Annotated in this window: 15 protein-coding genes; 11 read left to right on the top strand and 4 right to left on the bottom strand. The window is 55.7% G+C overall.

Annotation, left to right across the window (positions count from 1 at the left end):
• Positions 1–114: 114 nt before the first annotated feature.
• The 8 genes from ACKGJP_RS29985 to ACKGJP_RS29950 all read left to right on the top strand — a co-directional run bounded on the left by ACKGJP_RS29985 (position 115) and on the right by ACKGJP_RS29950 (position 6430).
• Positions 115–426 (top strand): winged helix-turn-helix transcriptional regulator, encoded by a 312-nt coding sequence (locus tag ACKGJP_RS29985; RefSeq protein WP_409342438.1) that lies wholly within the window; start codon positions 115–117, stop codon positions 424–426.
• Positions 414–833: a fluoride efflux transporter CrcB gene (crcB, locus tag ACKGJP_RS29980; RefSeq protein WP_409342437.1), complete on the top strand. Its 420-nt coding sequence runs from the start codon at positions 414–416 to the stop codon at positions 831–833. Before ACKGJP_RS29985 ends, crcB begins: the two co-directional genes overlap by 13 nt.
• Positions 830–1201, top strand: coding sequence for a fluoride efflux transporter FluC (locus ACKGJP_RS29975; protein WP_409342436.1), 372 nt, complete (start codon positions 830–832; stop codon positions 1199–1201). The genes crcB and ACKGJP_RS29975 overlap by 4 nt, the downstream gene beginning before the upstream one ends.
• 63 nt (positions 1202–1264) lie before the next feature.
• Positions 1265–1852, top strand: a complete 588-nt coding sequence (locus ACKGJP_RS29970; protein WP_409342435.1) for a histidine phosphatase family protein — start codon at positions 1265–1267, stop codon at positions 1850–1852.
• Between the two features lie 47 nt (positions 1853–1899).
• Positions 1900–2610, top strand: a complete 711-nt coding sequence (locus ACKGJP_RS29965; protein ID WP_409342434.1) for a response regulator transcription factor — start codon at positions 1900–1902, stop codon at positions 2608–2610.
• Complete coding sequence (locus tag ACKGJP_RS29960) at positions 2607–3659, top strand: sensor histidine kinase (RefSeq protein ID WP_409342433.1); 1053 nt, start codon at positions 2607–2609, stop codon at positions 3657–3659. The genes ACKGJP_RS29965 and ACKGJP_RS29960 overlap by 4 nt, the downstream gene beginning before the upstream one ends.
• Positions 3660–3824: 165 nt before the next feature.
• On the top strand, positions 3825–5123 hold the full coding sequence (locus tag ACKGJP_RS29955) for a molybdopterin-dependent oxidoreductase (RefSeq protein ID WP_409342432.1): 1299 nt from the start codon (positions 3825–3827) through the stop codon (positions 5121–5123).
• Between the two features lie 365 nt (positions 5124–5488).
• Positions 5489–6430, top strand: a complete 942-nt coding sequence (locus ACKGJP_RS29950; RefSeq protein WP_409342431.1) for a metallophosphoesterase family protein — start codon at positions 5489–5491, stop codon at positions 6428–6430.
• 188 nt (positions 6431–6618) lie between these two features.
• Here ACKGJP_RS29950 and ACKGJP_RS29945 read toward each other — a convergent pair whose 3' ends face one another.
• The 3 genes from ACKGJP_RS29945 to ACKGJP_RS29935 form a co-directional block, all read right to left on the bottom strand.
• On the bottom strand, positions 6619–6990 hold the full coding sequence (locus tag ACKGJP_RS29945) for a hypothetical protein (protein WP_409342430.1): 372 nt from the start codon (positions 6988–6990) through the stop codon (positions 6619–6621).
• A 65-nt stretch (positions 6991–7055) separates the two neighbouring features.
• Positions 7056–7772, bottom strand: coding sequence for an EcsC family protein (locus tag ACKGJP_RS29940; protein ID WP_409342429.1), 717 nt, complete (start codon positions 7770–7772; stop codon positions 7056–7058).
• 63 nt (positions 7773–7835) lie between these two features.
• Positions 7836–8501, bottom strand: a complete 666-nt coding sequence (locus tag ACKGJP_RS29935; protein WP_409342428.1) for a GntR family transcriptional regulator — start codon at positions 8499–8501, stop codon at positions 7836–7838.
• Positions 8502–8810: 309 nt separating this feature from the next.
• Here ACKGJP_RS29935 and ACKGJP_RS29930 point away from each other — a divergent pair, with 309 nt between their 5' ends.
• The 3 genes from ACKGJP_RS29930 (at position 8811) to ACKGJP_RS29920 (ending at position 12880) form a co-directional block, all read left to right on the top strand.
• Positions 8811–10307: a M81 family metallopeptidase gene (locus tag ACKGJP_RS29930; protein WP_409342427.1), complete on the top strand. Its 1497-nt coding sequence runs from the start codon at positions 8811–8813 to the stop codon at positions 10305–10307.
• Between the two features lie 14 nt (positions 10308–10321).
• On the top strand, positions 10322–12046 hold the full coding sequence (gene ilvD, locus ACKGJP_RS29925; protein ID WP_409342426.1) for a dihydroxy-acid dehydratase: 1725 nt from the start codon (positions 10322–10324) through the stop codon (positions 12044–12046).
• Positions 12047–12118: 72 nt separating this feature from the next.
• Entirely contained in the window at positions 12119–12880 is a 762-nt protein-coding gene (locus ACKGJP_RS29920) for an SDR family NAD(P)-dependent oxidoreductase (RefSeq protein ID WP_409342425.1), read from the top strand.
• A gap of 673 nt (positions 12881–13553) precedes the next feature.
• On the opposite strand, the gene ACKGJP_RS29915 is transcribed toward ACKGJP_RS29920, so the two are convergent.
• Complete coding sequence (locus ACKGJP_RS29915; RefSeq protein ID WP_409342424.1) at positions 13554–14759, bottom strand: serine hydrolase domain-containing protein; 1206 nt, start codon at positions 14757–14759, stop codon at positions 13554–13556.
• Between the last annotated feature and the right edge of the window lie 275 nt (positions 14760–15034).

Below are 15034 nucleotides of genomic sequence, written 5' to 3'. Positions count from 1 at the left end.
ATGTTAGTTATTCTAAAATCACTACTTACTTTTGTCAAGGGGGTGTGATAAAATAAACAATAATAAAACATCGTGAGCGGCAACGCTCGCTTATGTATAAGGAGTTGATTCAACATGACGGAACATTCGTTGTGTCCCAAATTCGAATCCGCTTTTGAGCTGCTCGGCAAAAGATGGACAGGATTGATCATTCGGGTGCTGCTCAGCGGACCGAAGCGCTTTAAAGATATTTCCGAAATGATCCCCGGCATGAGCGACCGGATGGTATCCGAACGCTTCAAGGAGCTGGAGGCCGCGGGAATCATTACGCGCAAGGTGTATCCGGAGACGCCGGTTCGCATTGAATACGAACTGACCCCGAAAGGCATAGCGCTGCAGCCGGTTATGGATGAAGTGCAAACATGGGCGGAGCAATGGGAAAAATAAACCAGGGGATCATGCTCGCAATCGTCGCTTCGGCCGGTATGGTCGGAGCGCTTCTGCGTTATGGGGCAGGTATTCTTGTCCATGGCTTATGGGCATCGCCTTTTCCGCTGGGTACGCTGCTTATCAATGTGGCCGGCTGCATAGCGCTGGGATGGTTTCTTACGCGGTTCAGCCGCTACGAGTCGATACATCCTTATCTTCGCACGGGAATCGCTACCGGGTTGATCGGCTCGTTCACGACGTTCTCGACGTTCAGTATCGAGACGGTGGAGCTGCTGCGGGAAGGACTGAAGCAAGAAGCGATGGCGTATGTGGTGATCAGCTTTTGGGGCGGCTTGCTGGCGGCTTGGTTAGGCTCAAGGCTTGCGGCGATTTCCGGCAAGGCCATAGGAGGGCGTTCCTCATGATGCTGCTCGTTAAGCTTGCGCTCATTTCGGGCGGGGGTGCCGTCGGGGCGGTCTCCCGCTTTTTGCTCGCCGGATGGCTCGTTCGTACGTTTCCGATGCGCTTCCCGTTAGGGACGTTCGTCGTCAATATGATAGGCTCTATGCTTATCGGATTGCTGCTTGGAAGCGGATTGAAGGACACGGCCTGGTGGTTTCTGCTAGCTACCGGCTTCATGGGAGCGTTCACTACGTTTTCTGCTTTTAAATACGAGGGTCTTACTTTACTAAAAAGCAACGATGCGATCGGACTGGCGTTTTATTTGGGGGGAAGCTATACGCTCGGGCTCGTTCTGGCATGGCTCGGCCTCTGGATCGGTCAACAGTTTTAACAGTGGAAATCAGCAAGAGATAGATAGATAGATAGAAAAAAATCGGGCAGGGAGAGTCAAGCGATGACGATTATCGGATTTGTCAGGCACGGTGTGACGGATTGGAATTTGGAAGGGCGGGCTCAGGGCTCGCACGACGTACCTCTTAACGAAGCGGGTCTTAAACAGGCGGAGCAGGTCGCACGAAGGCTTGCTTCCGAGAAGTGGGACTATATATATGCAAGCGATTTGTCGCGGGCAAGCCGTACCGCCGCCATCATAGCCGAAGCTAAGAAGATCGAAGTAACGGGGCACGACATTCGGCTGCGGGAGAAAACGCACGGCAGGCTCGACGGCACGACCGAGCAGGAACGTATTGAGAAATGGGGCTCCGGCTGGCGGGAGCTCGATCATGACGAGGAGCCGCTGGAAGAAGTGCTGGGACGAGGGCTGCAGGCTGTGCACGAGATTGCCCGCAAGCACGAGGGGAGCCGCATTCTTGTTGTCAGCCATGGCGCCTGGATTCGCACGATTCTGTCCGGACTTGTCAAAAATATCGAAATCACGCCGCTGCACAATACGTCGATCAGCGTAGTCCGTCAATCGAAGGAGCAGGCCGAGGGCGAATGGGCGTGCACGTTGTATAACTGTACGGAGCATTTGGAGGCTTAATTTCGAGGCGCTGAACGGCGAAGTTTGCTGCTAAGGAGGAAGGCACGGTGGGGCATACGATTCTGGTAGCGGACGATGAAGCGAATATGACGGAAATCGTCGCGAAATACTTAGAGAGGGAAGGCTACCGTGTCGTCGTGGCGGCGGATGGCGAAGCCGCGATCCGGTTATGGCGGCAAGAAAACCCCGATCTCGTCGTGCTGGACGTCATGATGCCCGGCGTGGACGGGTGGCAGGTGTGCGAGGAAATCCGCAACGAGCAGGAAATTCCTATCCTGATGTTGACGGCGAGAGGCGAGGAAATCGACAGGCTGATGGGCTTGACGATGGGCGCCGACGATTACATGACGAAGCCGTTCAGCCCGCGCGAGCTGGTGCTTCGGGTAAAGGCGATCCTGCGGAGGTATTACCGCCCGCTGAAGAGCGAAACGGCCGAAGCAGCCGCACATTTACTCTTGTACGAAGGCATCGAGATCAATACGCGGACCCGGCAAGTTGCGGTAAACGGACAGACGGTGGAGCTGACGGTCAAGGAGTTCGAGCTTTTGGCGCTTTTTGCCGGGCATCCGGAGCAAGTTTTCTCACGCAACCAACTGCTGAACCGGATTTGGAATACCGACTATTACGGGGATACGACTACCGTAACGGTGCACATCAGAAGGCTTAGGGAGAAAATAGAACCGGTTCCGTCCCAGCCCCGCTATATCAAAACGGTATGGGGGATCGGGTATAAGTTCGACGGAGGTGAGCGGGTTTGAAGCTTCGCTCTTATTTGCTCATCGCTAACGGCGTAAGCATGGCTGTCGTTCTCCTTTGTTTGGCTTTCGGCTATATGCAAATGGCGTTGTCGCTCAGGCAGCTTGCTTGGATCTCAGGCGTGACGATCGGAGCGGGTTTTTTGTCGTTTGCCGTCCACTATATGATGATTCGTCCGGTCGAGCGTTCGATTCGCGGGCTTATGGCCCAAACGAAGCGGATTGCCGAAGGCGATTTTCTGGAAACGGCGCCGGGGCAAGGTCCTTCCGAAGTGAAATTGCTCGCCGGCCAGCTGAATGAAATGAGCCGGAAGCTCGACGAGAACTTCAAGCGCTTGCGCGCCTCGGAGGCCGCCAGACGGGAGCTTGTAGCGAACGTATCCCATGACCTGCGCACGCCGATGGCTTCCATACAAGCCTTTGTGGAAGCGCTTCAGGATGAGCTCGCCGAAGACAAAGAAACCTTTGCCCGGTATATGCATACGATCAGGCTGGAAACGGGACGGCTTAATCTGCTAATCGACGATCTGTTCCAGCTGTCCCGATTGGAAGCAGGAGCGGTCGCTTTTGTTCCGGAACCTTACCCCGCCGATAAGCTGCTGCTTGACGTTCTGGAGCGGCATGCGCTGCAAATCGAAGGGAAGCGGCTTGAGATACGCGTCGAGATGGCCGAGATGCTCCCTCCGGTTCTCGTGATGCCTCTGCAAATCGAACGCGTCCTTACCAATTTGCTTACGAATGCGATTCGTCACTCTCCCGAAGGAGGTTTGCTCCGGCTGCAAGTAGCTATGGGTGACGATAGACAGATACGGTTCAGCTTGCGTGACGAAGGCGAGGGGATCGCCCCGGATGACATGCCCCGCTTGTTCGAACGTTTTTACCGTTCGGATCGGTCGCGCAGCCGGGAAAGCGGCGGCTCCGGACTCGGACTGTCCATCGCCAAATCGATCGTAGACCTGCATGGCGGGAAGCTTGGAGCCGAAAGCGCGCCCGGACAGGGCAGCCTGTTCTGGTTTACGGTGCCGCCCGGCAAAAATGTAAGACATTTGTAATACAATCGTTAGGTGCGTTTAAGCTGTTGCCGCTAAAGTTAAGGATAACAGCTCTATGGATGGGCGATTATTTGGATATTGGGCTCGAAGCTCGAAGCTCGAACAATCGGATATTCGGGAAGAAAGCTGCCGTGAATGTGAAGAAACGAAAGGATGGTGAGCGGGATGGATCGGTTTAGGGAATGGGTGAAACAGCCGTACGGCAAGAAACTGAAAGCTTTGCATGCTTGGAACGGTTGGCTGGTGCTTCTTCTTGCCGTATCGGGCGTCATTCTGTACATTCCTTCGATACGTGGCGACCTTGGCGCGCTGCGCGTACTTCTGAAGCAGCTGCATATCGTGCTGGGCATCGCCTCCGTCGTGGTCGTGGCTTTGTACGTGCCGCTCATCGCCAAGCATTTGCGTCAGCTGCAGGGCAAAACGGCTCAAATCAGCAACCTGTGGGTCGTGCTGGTTCTGCTGGCCGGATGGAGCGTCAGCGGGATAGTGCTGTGGCAGTTTCGTTCGCTGCCGCCGGCTTGGAGCAATACGGCGCTTGTGATTCACGATTTGTTTACATGGGTCGGCGTTCCGTATGCCGCCTATCATTCGATTTCACGCAGCCGGTACTTAAAGAGGATCGAACGGGAGGACAAACGCGAAGCAGCCGTCAAACACCGCATGGGGGCGGGATTGCAGAAGCCTGCCGCATATGCTCCCCCAGCAGAAGACCCTCAGCGGCCGGCAATCGACTATTCGACGCTGGACCGGCCTCTGCTCTCGCGGCGGACGCTTCTCCGGCTGGGTGCGGCTGCCGCCTTGCTTGTCGTCGTCGGCCCGGCCTTTTACCGCTGGATGAAGGGGGCCTTCGATACCGGGGGTGCTCCGCTTACGGATCATTCGATCGGGGACGTCAATAAGATGCTGCCCGAGCCGCAGCCGCAGGCGGAGTCCGTGCCGCCTGCAGGCGGCGGGGCCAGAGGACAATTCCGCATCTATACCGTAACGGAGCTGCCTGTTTTTACGTCGGATAACTGGAGCTTCGAGGTAACGGGACTTGTCGACAAGCCCCAGACGTGGAACTGGGAGAAGTTCCAAGCGATTCCGCGAAAGGTGCAGGTCAGCGACTTTCACTGCGTAACGGGATGGTCGGTGAACAGCTGCACGTGGGAAGGCATACAGTTGTCGCAGTTTCTGGACGAGGCAGGGCTGAAAACGAAGGCGAAATTCGTCAAGCTCTACTCGGGAGACGGCGTTTATACCGACTGCTTGTCGCTCGAGCAAGCGCGCATGGACGACGTGATGGTCGCAGTGCTGCTTGACGGCAAGCTGATCCCGCAAAAGCTGGGCGGTCCGGTTCGCCTCATCGTACCGAAGATGTACGCCTATAAATCGGTCAAATGGCTGAACAAAATCGAACTGGTCGAGAAGGAGCATTTTGGCTATTGGGAAGTGCGCGGCTACGATCAGGATGCTTGGGTATAACGCCGGCTAGAACGCCGCAGCTTTGGCTTAGAGCCTTGGCTGCGGCGTTCTAGCTTGAATGCGAAGCTCCGTAGTCGCTAAGCGCGAGCATTGTACGGCAGGGCAGCGAACGGCTCCCAAAGCAGCTTGTTAGATTGGAACGGCATTCCGCCATCTGACGAAGAAAACAGGGAGCTCTGCTGCATAATGTTCCGATGCCGTCCATATCGTGATAGTAAGAGAATTGGGATTTTCGATAGAAAAAAAGTTGTTTTTGTTGTTTTTAGTTGTTTGTTGTTGAGTTATTTAAGGCGTTTAGGTAGAATAGGGGGAGAAGTCAAGGCAAAGCCGATAGATTGGGATACGACGAAGGAGAGGAATCCGGAATGGCGAAGAAGCTTCATTTTCGGGAAGACGGGACGTTCAAGATCGTTCAATTTACCGATATCCACTGGGGAGAAAAAGGGGAAGAAGCGGATCTGCAAAGCAGGCGGCTGATGGAGCTTGTGCTCGATGCCGAGAAGCCGGATCTGGTCGTGTATACGGGCGATACGGTCTACGGCAAGGTATGCGAGGATGCGGTTAGCGCCTATCGTCAGGCGGTTGCGGCCGTGGAAGAGCGGGGGCTTGCATGGGCGGCCGTATTCGGCAATCATGACGATGAAGGCGGGACGCTCGCCGTTACCAGCAAGCAGCTCATGGAGGTTCAGGAGCGCAGCGAATACGGCGTCGGCGAAGCGGGACCGGACGAGGTGCACGGCGTCGGCAACTATGTCGTGGAGCTGGCGTCGCGAAGCGATGAACGGGTAAAGGCTGCTCTGTATTTTTTGGATTCGGGAGCATACGCGCCGGAAATCGGCGGCTATGATTGGGTGAAATCGTCGCAGATCGCTTGGTATAACAAACAGTCGGCGGCATACAAGGCGCTGAACGGAGGAAACCCGCTGCCATCGCTTGCTTTCTTTCATATTCCGCTCCCCGAATACGCGGAGGTATGGGAGAAAGAGACATGCTACGGCTCCAAATACGAGAACGTATGCAGCTCCAAGGTGAACTCCGGCCTATTTGCAGCCATGCTCGAGAATGGCGATGTGACGGGCACGTTCGTCGGTCATGACCATGTCAACGACTTTTGGGGAGAGCTGCACGGCATTCGGCTTTGCTACGGAAGGGCAGGCGGATACAGCACGTACGGCCGGGAAGGCTTTCCGCGGGGAGCGAGAGTGATCAAGCTGACGGCGGGCGAGCGCGGATTTGAATCCTGGCTGCGGCTGGAAAACGGTGCCGTGGAAGCCCAAGACGAGCATGCGCCGGAAGAACGCGTCTAGAGGGAACAAAGCAAGAGGGCACGTAAGGAAAGCCAAAAAAGCGAGGCTCCGGTCGGTATCCGGTTGTCTCGCTTTTTTTGATGCGGAATCATTCCGCCGGCAGCGTAAACGTAAACGGCCGGCCACGGGTGGCTATGCAATTACAGGGGGGCTGAACGTATGGAACGCAGCCGCAGTGTTTCCCCGGGTTAAATCAGGCCTTCGCTGTCGTACACCTCGAAGCCTCTCCGCGTTAGTGCCGTCAGCTCCTCGAACAAGCCTTCGTCGATTTCTTTAAAGTTGAAGCAGGATTTTCCCTGCATCCGTTTCTTCAAGCCGTCCGAAATGCCGTCGAGCAGCCTGGGGCAGCCGTAGACAGGCATCAAATAAAAGCTGACGTAGTTTTTCTTTATGCTTACCGCGCCGAAAAATGCCGGTTTCTTGGTAAGCGGATGAATGCGATGCGTATCCAAATAGTAGCTGTCGCTCGTATCGCTTTTGACATCCATTTGCGGCTCATAGGTCTTCAATATGTCCTTCAGCCTCGCGAATACGGGCATAAAATTACTTTCAGCGGCCATGCCTAATCCCTGCCTTTGCTAAAGAGTGGACGATCTCCTCACTTTACCTGGCAGATGCGCGAAAATCAACCGAGCCTTCTGAGTCTGAAGCTGTTTTTGGCCGCCGTTCCGAGCTCATCGAGGAGCCCGTAGTTCGCCCATGCGCCGACGATCGCGCCGATACCGGGGATGAGCTGCAGCATTTTGCGCAAATCGATGGCATCGCGGTACTGCTGCTGGAATTGCTCCCAATCGACGCTGTCCGCGCTCGGCAAACCGGCTAGAGGATCGCGCTCCGCCCAGTTTTGTACGGTACGGTAAATGGCTGGCTTGGCGTCCTGCCCTGAGAAGGCGAGCTGGAAGACGTATAGCAGGAAGAGGCGTTCGCTCTCGTAATGCGTGTCGAAGCCGTACACGTGGGCGAGCTGGAATAGCATTTTCATCTTGATAGCTATCAGCGCGGGAAAGTCGGCGACCCCCAGCAAAATGCCTCCGGCTCCCGTGCCTGCCCCTTCCGCCGCGGCGATCTTCTTGTACAAGGAAATGACCTCGTCGGCCTTCCGGTCGCGGTCCGCCAAGCTTAATCCGTGCAAAACCTTCTCGTTAGGCGTGAATTCCGCGCCGAATAAGGACGTTCTGACGATCCCTTTCACCGTACCGGTTATGAGGTTATGCACTTTTTCGGGAATTTTCTCGTTGATTTTGCCGCTGACCTTCTTGGCCGTCTTCTCCAGCAGGCCCGGCGGCTTAAGCAGATTCCGCTCCCACTGCAGCAGCTCTCTGCGGATTTGTTGCTCGTACATGGGCTTGCCCTCCGTTACAATCTTCTTACGCAGTATATACGCGCACCCGGGAGGTTCGTTACATTATTCCTTGCGGCTCGAATAAAGAAAATGCTCGTTGCCGTCCATATGGCGGATCAGCTCGTCGCGGATGAGCGCCGGCTCCTTCGTTCGCAGCCGTTCCAGTAGCTTCTGGTGGTCGGCGACAATCTCGTCTTTGTTGAAGTAGCGCAAGTTTTTCATAAAATGCAGCTTCATCTGATTGAAGATGCTTCTCCATGTCAATTGGAGGGTGCGTTCGGTCGCAACGGAGATGATCGTTTCGTGGAATTGCAGATCGAGCTCGACCAGCCGGTCCATCCGGCCTTCCTCCGCGTGCTGGGACATCTCTCGCACGATTTGCTGCAATTTCTCGAAGAAAACTTCGTCCATCGCCGAGCTGTATTTCTCGATGACGAACCATTCCAAATGAAACCGGATCGGAATAACGAGATCCCGCACTTCTTCGCCGTCCGTGTCGGCTACCACGGTGTCCTTGTACGGCTGGGTGATCAGCAGCCCTTCGCGCTCCAACTGCCGGAACGCTTCCCGCACGGGGCCTTTGCTAATGCCCATTTGATCGGCGATATCCGCTTCTTTCAACCGCTCGCCGGGCTGAAGCTTGCCGCTTAATATGGCGGTGCGTATATCGATGACCACCTTTTCTCTGAGCGAAATGTTGGTTTGCTGCATGAATGTAAACTTGCCCAACGAAACCCCTCCAGCATGAGTCCTTTCCGTTTACAGTACGAGAGCGGGGGAGGATTGTCAACAACAGCATCAATTTTTATATATGGTTAATAAAATATTGTTGACAATATTCAAATTAAATCGTTATGATGGCGTTAGATGATCTGCTTTAAGCAAAAAAAGCGACAGCTTCTTGTTCAAATGTCAGAAAGTATTTCCTCCGCTGATTGTTCCATTTCTAGGTAAACGTCTGGCTTCAAAGAAGCCGAATGGCGTTTATCCTTGGTTCAGACGAGCGGATAATGTCCGAAATGGGAGTTGAGGGATGAAATGAGGATTGTGGCAGGCGGCATTATTCAAGAAAGCAATACCTTTAGCCTGTATCCGAGCTCGGAAGCCTATTTTCGCAATCTTGCGTTCCTGACGGGTGCCGAGATGGAGCGCATGAAAGCCGTGCGGAACGAGATCGGCGGCTGTTACCGCGCGGCCCAAGAGGACGGCGGGATCGAAATCGCACCGTCCTTCTATACGCAGGCTATTTCAGGCGGGGTACTGCTCCGGGAGGCGTACGAGTCGCTCAAGAGGAAGCTGCTGACCGAGATCGCAAACGCGGGACAGGCCGACGGGGTGTTTTTGGCGTTTCACGGGGCCATGGTTGCGGAAGGATGCGACGATACGGCGGGCGATCTGCTGGCGGAGGTCAGAAGGCTTGTCGGCAGGGATATTCCCATCGTTGTGACGCTGGATTCCCACGCCAACGTAACCCGGCTAATGGCGGAGCAGGCGGACGCGCTGGTCGGCTACAAGACATTTCCGCATGTGGATCATTTCGAGACGGGCATCCGGGCCGCCAAGCTGCTATTCGCTCTGGCACGGAAGGAAGTGCGACCCGTTACGGTGCTGCGCAAAGTGCCGATGATTCTCCCGGCCGAAAATCATCAGACGACCGACGGTCCCATGCATGAGCTCATTGCGGAAGCGCAGCTCGGCGAACAAGACGGGCGGTCGCTGGTGACCTCTCTGTTCCAGCTGCAGCCGTGGCTCGATATCGGCGAGCTCGGTTTTGCGGTCGTCGTTGTGGCCGAGGATAAAGCGTGGGCGGAGCGCGAAGCGGAGCGGCTTGCCGAGCTGGCATGGGAACGAAGGCACCGTTTCGACATCCGGCTGCACACGGTGGAGGAGGTCGTCGATCATGCGATCCGGCGCGAAGGGAACGAGCCGATCATCATGTCCGATTCGGCGGACAGCACGGGAGCAGGGTCGCCCGGCGACAGCAACTTCGTGCTGAAGCGGCTGCTCGAGCTGGGTGCGCACGAACGGCTGCGCTGTTTGCTCCATATTGTGGACGCTCCGGCCGCGGAAGCCGCATTTACGGCGGGAGAAGGCTCGCGGATCCGGCTGTCCGTCGGCTATTCGCTCGACGCGAGGTACGGAAGCCCGATGGAGATCGAAGGCATCGTTACGGCGGCTCGCGAAGGCGTGTTTGTTTTCGGCGACGGCTTTCAAACGAATTTGCAGGTGAATATGGGACGATGTGCGGTTGTGCAAATCGGGCAGCTATCGCTGCTGGTGATGGAGCGGCAGGTTTATACGGGAGATCCAGCCATGTACCGTTGCATGGGGCTGGAGCCGAAGGATGCGGAGCTCGTGCTCGTCAAGTCGGCGACTCAGTTCAAATCGAGCTACGGCGTCATTTCCTCAAGCATGCTCATCCTGGATACGCCCGGCAGCAGTACGGCCAATTTGCGCAGCTTGCCCTTTAAGCGGATCGAGCGGCCGTTTTATCCGTTTGACGACAATTTCGATTGGAAGAAAGCCTGGACATGAGCGGAGGGATAACGTTGAAAGACGAATTGAAGAGCCAAAAGGTCAGACAAATCAGCTTCGAAGGCGACGCGCTGCGTATGTCCATGGACTGGACGGTCGACGATCTGGACCGGGTGCAAGTATTGGTGGAAAGTACGGAAGGGCACAGCCATCCGAGTTCGTACCATTTGGGCGAGCTGGTAAGCGAGATGGAAAAAGGCGTTCTGCAGCTGGGCGGCAAGCCGGCTGTCTACACGACGACCGACATCTGCGACGGGGTCGCCCAAGCGCATGACGGGATGCGCTACTCGCTTGCTTCGCGGGACATGATCGCCGGTATGGTGGAGATTCACGCCAGGGCGACGCCGTTCGACGCGATGGTGCTGACATCGGCCGGCGATAAAGCCGTTCCGGCACATTTGCTGGCGATCGCGAGGCTGGATATTCCGGCCATCCACGTTCCGGGCGGAGCGATGGGAGCGGGGCCGTGCATGAAGTCGAACGAGGAGCTCTGGCACATGAGCGTGAAGGTCAGCGAGCAAACGATGACGAAAGAAGAGTTTCTTGCGTTCCAGCGCGCTTGCTGCCCGACCTGCGGAGCTTGCCAGTATATGGGGACCGCCGCGACGATGCAGGTTATGGCGGAGGCGCTCGGACTGGCGCTTCCGTGGTCGGCGCTAATTCCGGCGACCAACGCGGAAATACGCCGGTCTGCGCGGGACGCCGGCCAGCAGGTGATGCGATTGACGGCGGCGAACATTCGTCCGTCGGACATTTTGACGAGAGAAGCGTTCGAGAATGCCATCATGATTCACGCCGCGATCGGCGGTTCGCTCAATGCGGTCATGCATCTTATCGCGATCGCCGGCGAAGCCGGCGTTAACATCGACGCTGCGTTATTCGACCGGATCCATCGTCAAATTCCGGTGCTCGTCGATACGAAGACGGCGGGAAAATATCCGACGGAGCTGTTCTGGTACGCCGGAGGCGTGCCTCAGGTTATGCTGGAGCTGCAGGAGGTGCTGCACCTGGATCAGTTGACGGTTACCGGACGGACCGTAAGGGAAAATCTGCAGGCCTACAAAGCCAGCGAAATGCCGCGGTATGCGGAAATGTTCCTGGCCAATTACAAGCTGAACCGGCGGGACGTGATCTATACGTTGAAGAAGCCGCTCAAAACGCAAGGCGCCATGGCTTTCCTCAAGGGCAATATAGCGGAGGAAGGCTGCATCATCAAGACGACGGCCGTCGCCCCGGAGATGCTCGTCCACGAAGGGCCGGCTATTGTGTTCGACGAAGAGGCCGCAGCGGTTCAAGCCTACAAGGACAAAACGATCCAGCCCGGCGATGTCATCATTATTCGTTATCAGGGTCCAAGAGCCGCCGGGATGCCGGAAATGTTCTTCATGTCGGAATTGATCGCGTCCGATCCGGTTTTGTCCAAGACGACGTCGCTGGTTACGGACGGGAGGTTCTCGGGCGCAACCCGGGGGCCGTGCGTCGGCTATTTGTGTCCGGAAGCGATTGACGGCGGCACGATCGCCCTCGTCGAGAACGGAGACCGCGTGCGCATCGACATTCCGAACCGTTCGATCGCGATAATTGGAATCAAGGGGGAAGCCCGCAGCGAAGCGGAGATCGGCGCTGTTTTGGACGAGAGACGGCAGTCGTGGCAGCGGCCCGATTTCAAGCGGAAAGGCGTATTAAGCCATTACACCCGTTGCGCCAAGCCTTCTTTAATGGGCGGGGGTATCAGCTAATCCGGGCCGTTTGCCGATATAGGAGGTAGAAGCGATTCATCTTGGTCCGTTGAGGATGAGGGAGAGAGGCAAATGAAATTGCGGGATAAAGTGGCCTTGGTTACCGGAGGAGCGACGGGCATAGGCAAAGCGGTTTGTCTTGCTTATGCCGCCGAGGGCGCCAAAGTCGTGGTGAACTACTGGAATACGCCCGAGGAAGCGGAGCAGGTGGTTGCGGCGATTCTGGAGGCGGGCGGGCAAGCGATGATGCAGCAGGCCGACGTATCGAGCGCCGCGGACGTCGAGCGGATGATCCGGGAGGTCGGAGCGGTGTGGGGAGGCGTCGACATCGTCGTCAACAACGCCGGCATTTATCCGAACAAGACATGGTTCACCATCACCGAAGAGGAATGGGACCGCGTCATGAACGTCAATCTGAAATCATGCTTCCTTCTATCGAAAGCGGTGTTTCCTTATATGAAGGAGCGGCGGTACGGCAAAATCATCAACGTCTCGTCGGTCACCTTTCTCAGGGGGCAAAAAGGGTTCGTGCATTACGTCGCCTCCAAAGGAGGCATCGTCGGGTTTACCCGCGCGCTGGCGAGAGAAGTCGGGGAGCACGGTATATCGGTTAACGCGATATCGCCGGGAGCGGTTCTGACCGAGCAGGAGCTGTTGACTTACGACGAGGAGTCTCGGGCGGAGTCGGCCGTTTACTTGGCGAAGGAGCAATGCTTCAGCCGCCGGGAACTTCCCTCGGATATGGTCGGCGGTTTCGTATTTCTTGCCTCGCCGGACAGCGACTTCGTTACGGGACAGCTGCTCAATATCGACGGCGGTTGGGTCATGCATTGATCGAAGACGGATACATAAAAGACGCTCTCCCGCACGGTGCGGGGGAGCGTTTTTTTTTGCCGGCAAAAACGCAGCTGGCTGCTTGGGGCAGCAGCACGCGGCCGAACCGACGATAGGGTAAGCGGATCTAGCTTCTAGGACGGTCGAGGATGCGCCGCTGCGCTCTCTTGCACAAAAGCCGGATGAGCGGAGCGGTACTGCCGCGCTCTCCCTGCACAAAAGCCGGATGAACGGCGCTGTCGCTCACTCCCTGCACAGCGGATACCATCGCGTCTCCCGTACACAGCCGGGTCTCACCACTGGATAAGAGCCCTTACCGTCGTCTATTTCGTGGTTTTCGAAAGAAAAAGCGATTTTAGGTGTCTCTATCGTCTTCTAATTGCCCTTTATGAGCCGCTTCAGCTGATTTCGAGCCATATAAGAGTCTTTGCCGTTGTCTAATCCGAGCATATTAGATAGCTACGTCGAATTAGCAGCCTTTAGCGTCGTCTAAAATCGGGGGGATCTCGAACACGCTCGAAACAGCCAGTCAAAATCCTCCCCGGTAAAAGCTTTGACCGGCTTCGCTCGACGAAACCAGTTTGCGAACCTAATAAAAAAACCTCCTGAACCGCTTTTTTATCGGTCAGGAGGGTTACTTCATTTGCCGAAGGCCGAAGGCGAGCTCTCGAAGCTATTGCTTGGCTACGTCGCTCGTTTGCTTGAATTGAGCGATTTGGTCCTGCAGCTGGGCGTTAGCTTGCTCGTTGGCCGGCAGAGCCTTCGCAGATTGCACGGAAGGTACGATGTACTCGTCAATAAGCTTATCGGCGAAAAAGCTGTCGCTGTTATCGGCGGTAAATGCGATAACGAGCTTCTGTTCCGGCACGACGACGATGCGTTGACCGCCTGAACCGACAGCCGAATACATCTCGTACTTTTTATCAGCAGGCGCTGCATTGCCCTTGTTGCGGAGCCACCACATGAATCCGTACCCCCGCTTCGTGCCGTCCTTGAAGCCTTCTCCGACGAATTCGGACGTCGATTTCTCGACCCATTCTTTCGGAACGACCGTGCTGCCTTCCCATTTGCCGTTATTTTGGAACAGGTAGCCGAATTTGGCCATATCGCGCAAGGTCATTTGCAAGCCCCAAGCGCCGTTCGGTATGTCCTGCGGGTCGTTCGTCCAGTTGACGTCGGTAATGCCGAGCGGCTGGAACAACACTTCCTTGGCGTAATCGGCAGCGTTTTTGCCTGTCGCCTTTTGCAGGATCGGAGACAGCAGATGGGCGTTGCCGTTGCTGTACGCAAATTTGGTGCCCGGATTCGCTTCCAACGCTTGGGCTTCAATGTATTGAATCCAATTCGGGCTTGCAATCATTTCTTTGGACGAGCGTTCGTCTTCATTATTCCAAGTCAGGCCGGACGTCATCGTCATTAGGCTTTTGAGCATGATCGATTGCTTCCTTGTGTCGGAATCGATGGTAAGCTCCGGCAAGTAGGAGGATACGGACTCGTCGACGCTGCCGATTTTGCCTTGATTGATGGCGATCCCCATGAGGGAGGACATTACGCTTTTGGTAACGGACAAAACGTCCTGCTTCTGATCGGCTTCGGTGGTGCTGTTATAAGCCTCCGTCACGATATATCCGTTTCTGGCGATCAGCAGGCTGTGCACATTCTGATCCTTCAGTTGATCGAACATCGCGGCCAGATTGGCCGAATCCATGCCCTGTTCCTCCGGCGCAGCCGTTTTCCAGCCTGCCGTAGGCCAGTAGTCGGGCTTTTTGGCCATGACCGTCGTATTTAAGTATAAGGCGATAACGCCTACGCAAACGAGCACAATAACGGCATAAGCCGCGATGCGCCCTCGCTTCTTGGGTTCCTCTCTAACGTACATGTGTAACCTGTTTCCTCCTCCAAATTCCGCACAAAGGGAACGGAACAGGTGTAGAACACCGGTTCCGCGCACTTTGTATGGAAAATCCGAATAAATTGTTCTCCTCCGACGGTCTTCTCTTTACATATCTCTATAGGATATCTCTATGTCTGTCTTTTATTATAGAAACCAAATAGGAGAGCTACCTTAAATTAAGATTATAAATTCCTATTAAACGTACGTTCGCCCTGCATTTGGCATAAGCCCCGTTGGAATAAAAAAAGCACCTTCCACGC

It is taken from the genome of Paenibacillus litoralis, assembly GCF_046244365.1.
GTDB lineage: Bacteria > Bacillota > Bacilli > Paenibacillales > NBRC-103111 > Paenibacillus_V.
Note: the sequence above shows the minus strand (reverse complement) of the source record. Positions and strands in the feature narration are given on the sequence as shown.

Bases quoted from the DNA above. Each gene is read 5' to 3' on its own strand.
- ACKGJP_RS29950 (WP_409342431.1), top strand. From the start codon at position 5,489: ATGGCGAAGAAGCTTCATTTTCGGGAAGACGGGACGTTCAAGATCGTT.
- ACKGJP_RS29970 (WP_409342435.1), top strand. From the start codon at position 1,265: ATGACGATTATCGGATTTGTCAGGCACGGTGTGACGGATTGGAATTTG.
- ACKGJP_RS29920 (WP_409342425.1), top strand. From the start codon at position 12,119: ATGAAATTGCGGGATAAAGTGGCCTTGGTTACCGGAGGAGCGACGGGC.
- ACKGJP_RS29915 (WP_409342424.1), bottom strand. From the start codon at position 14,759: ATGTACGTTAGAGAGGAACCCAAGAAGCGAGGGCGCATCGCGGCTTAT.
- ACKGJP_RS29945 (WP_409342430.1), bottom strand. From the start codon at position 6,990: ATGGCCGCTGAAAGTAATTTTATGCCCGTATTCGCGAGGCTGAAGGAC.
- ACKGJP_RS29955 (WP_409342432.1), top strand. From the start codon at position 3,825: ATGGATCGGTTTAGGGAATGGGTGAAACAGCCGTACGGCAAGAAACTG.
- ACKGJP_RS29930 (WP_409342427.1), top strand. From the start codon at position 8,811: ATGAGGATTGTGGCAGGCGGCATTATTCAAGAAAGCAATACCTTTAGC.
- ACKGJP_RS29940 (WP_409342429.1), bottom strand. From the start codon at position 7,772: ATGTACGAGCAACAAATCCGCAGAGAGCTGCTGCAGTGGGAGCGGAAT.
- ACKGJP_RS29975 (WP_409342436.1), top strand. From the start codon at position 830: ATGATGCTGCTCGTTAAGCTTGCGCTCATTTCGGGCGGGGGTGCCGTC.
- ACKGJP_RS29985 (WP_409342438.1), top strand. From the start codon at position 115: ATGACGGAACATTCGTTGTGTCCCAAATTCGAATCCGCTTTTGAGCTG.
- crcB (WP_409342437.1), top strand. From the start codon at position 414: ATGGGAAAAATAAACCAGGGGATCATGCTCGCAATCGTCGCTTCGGCC.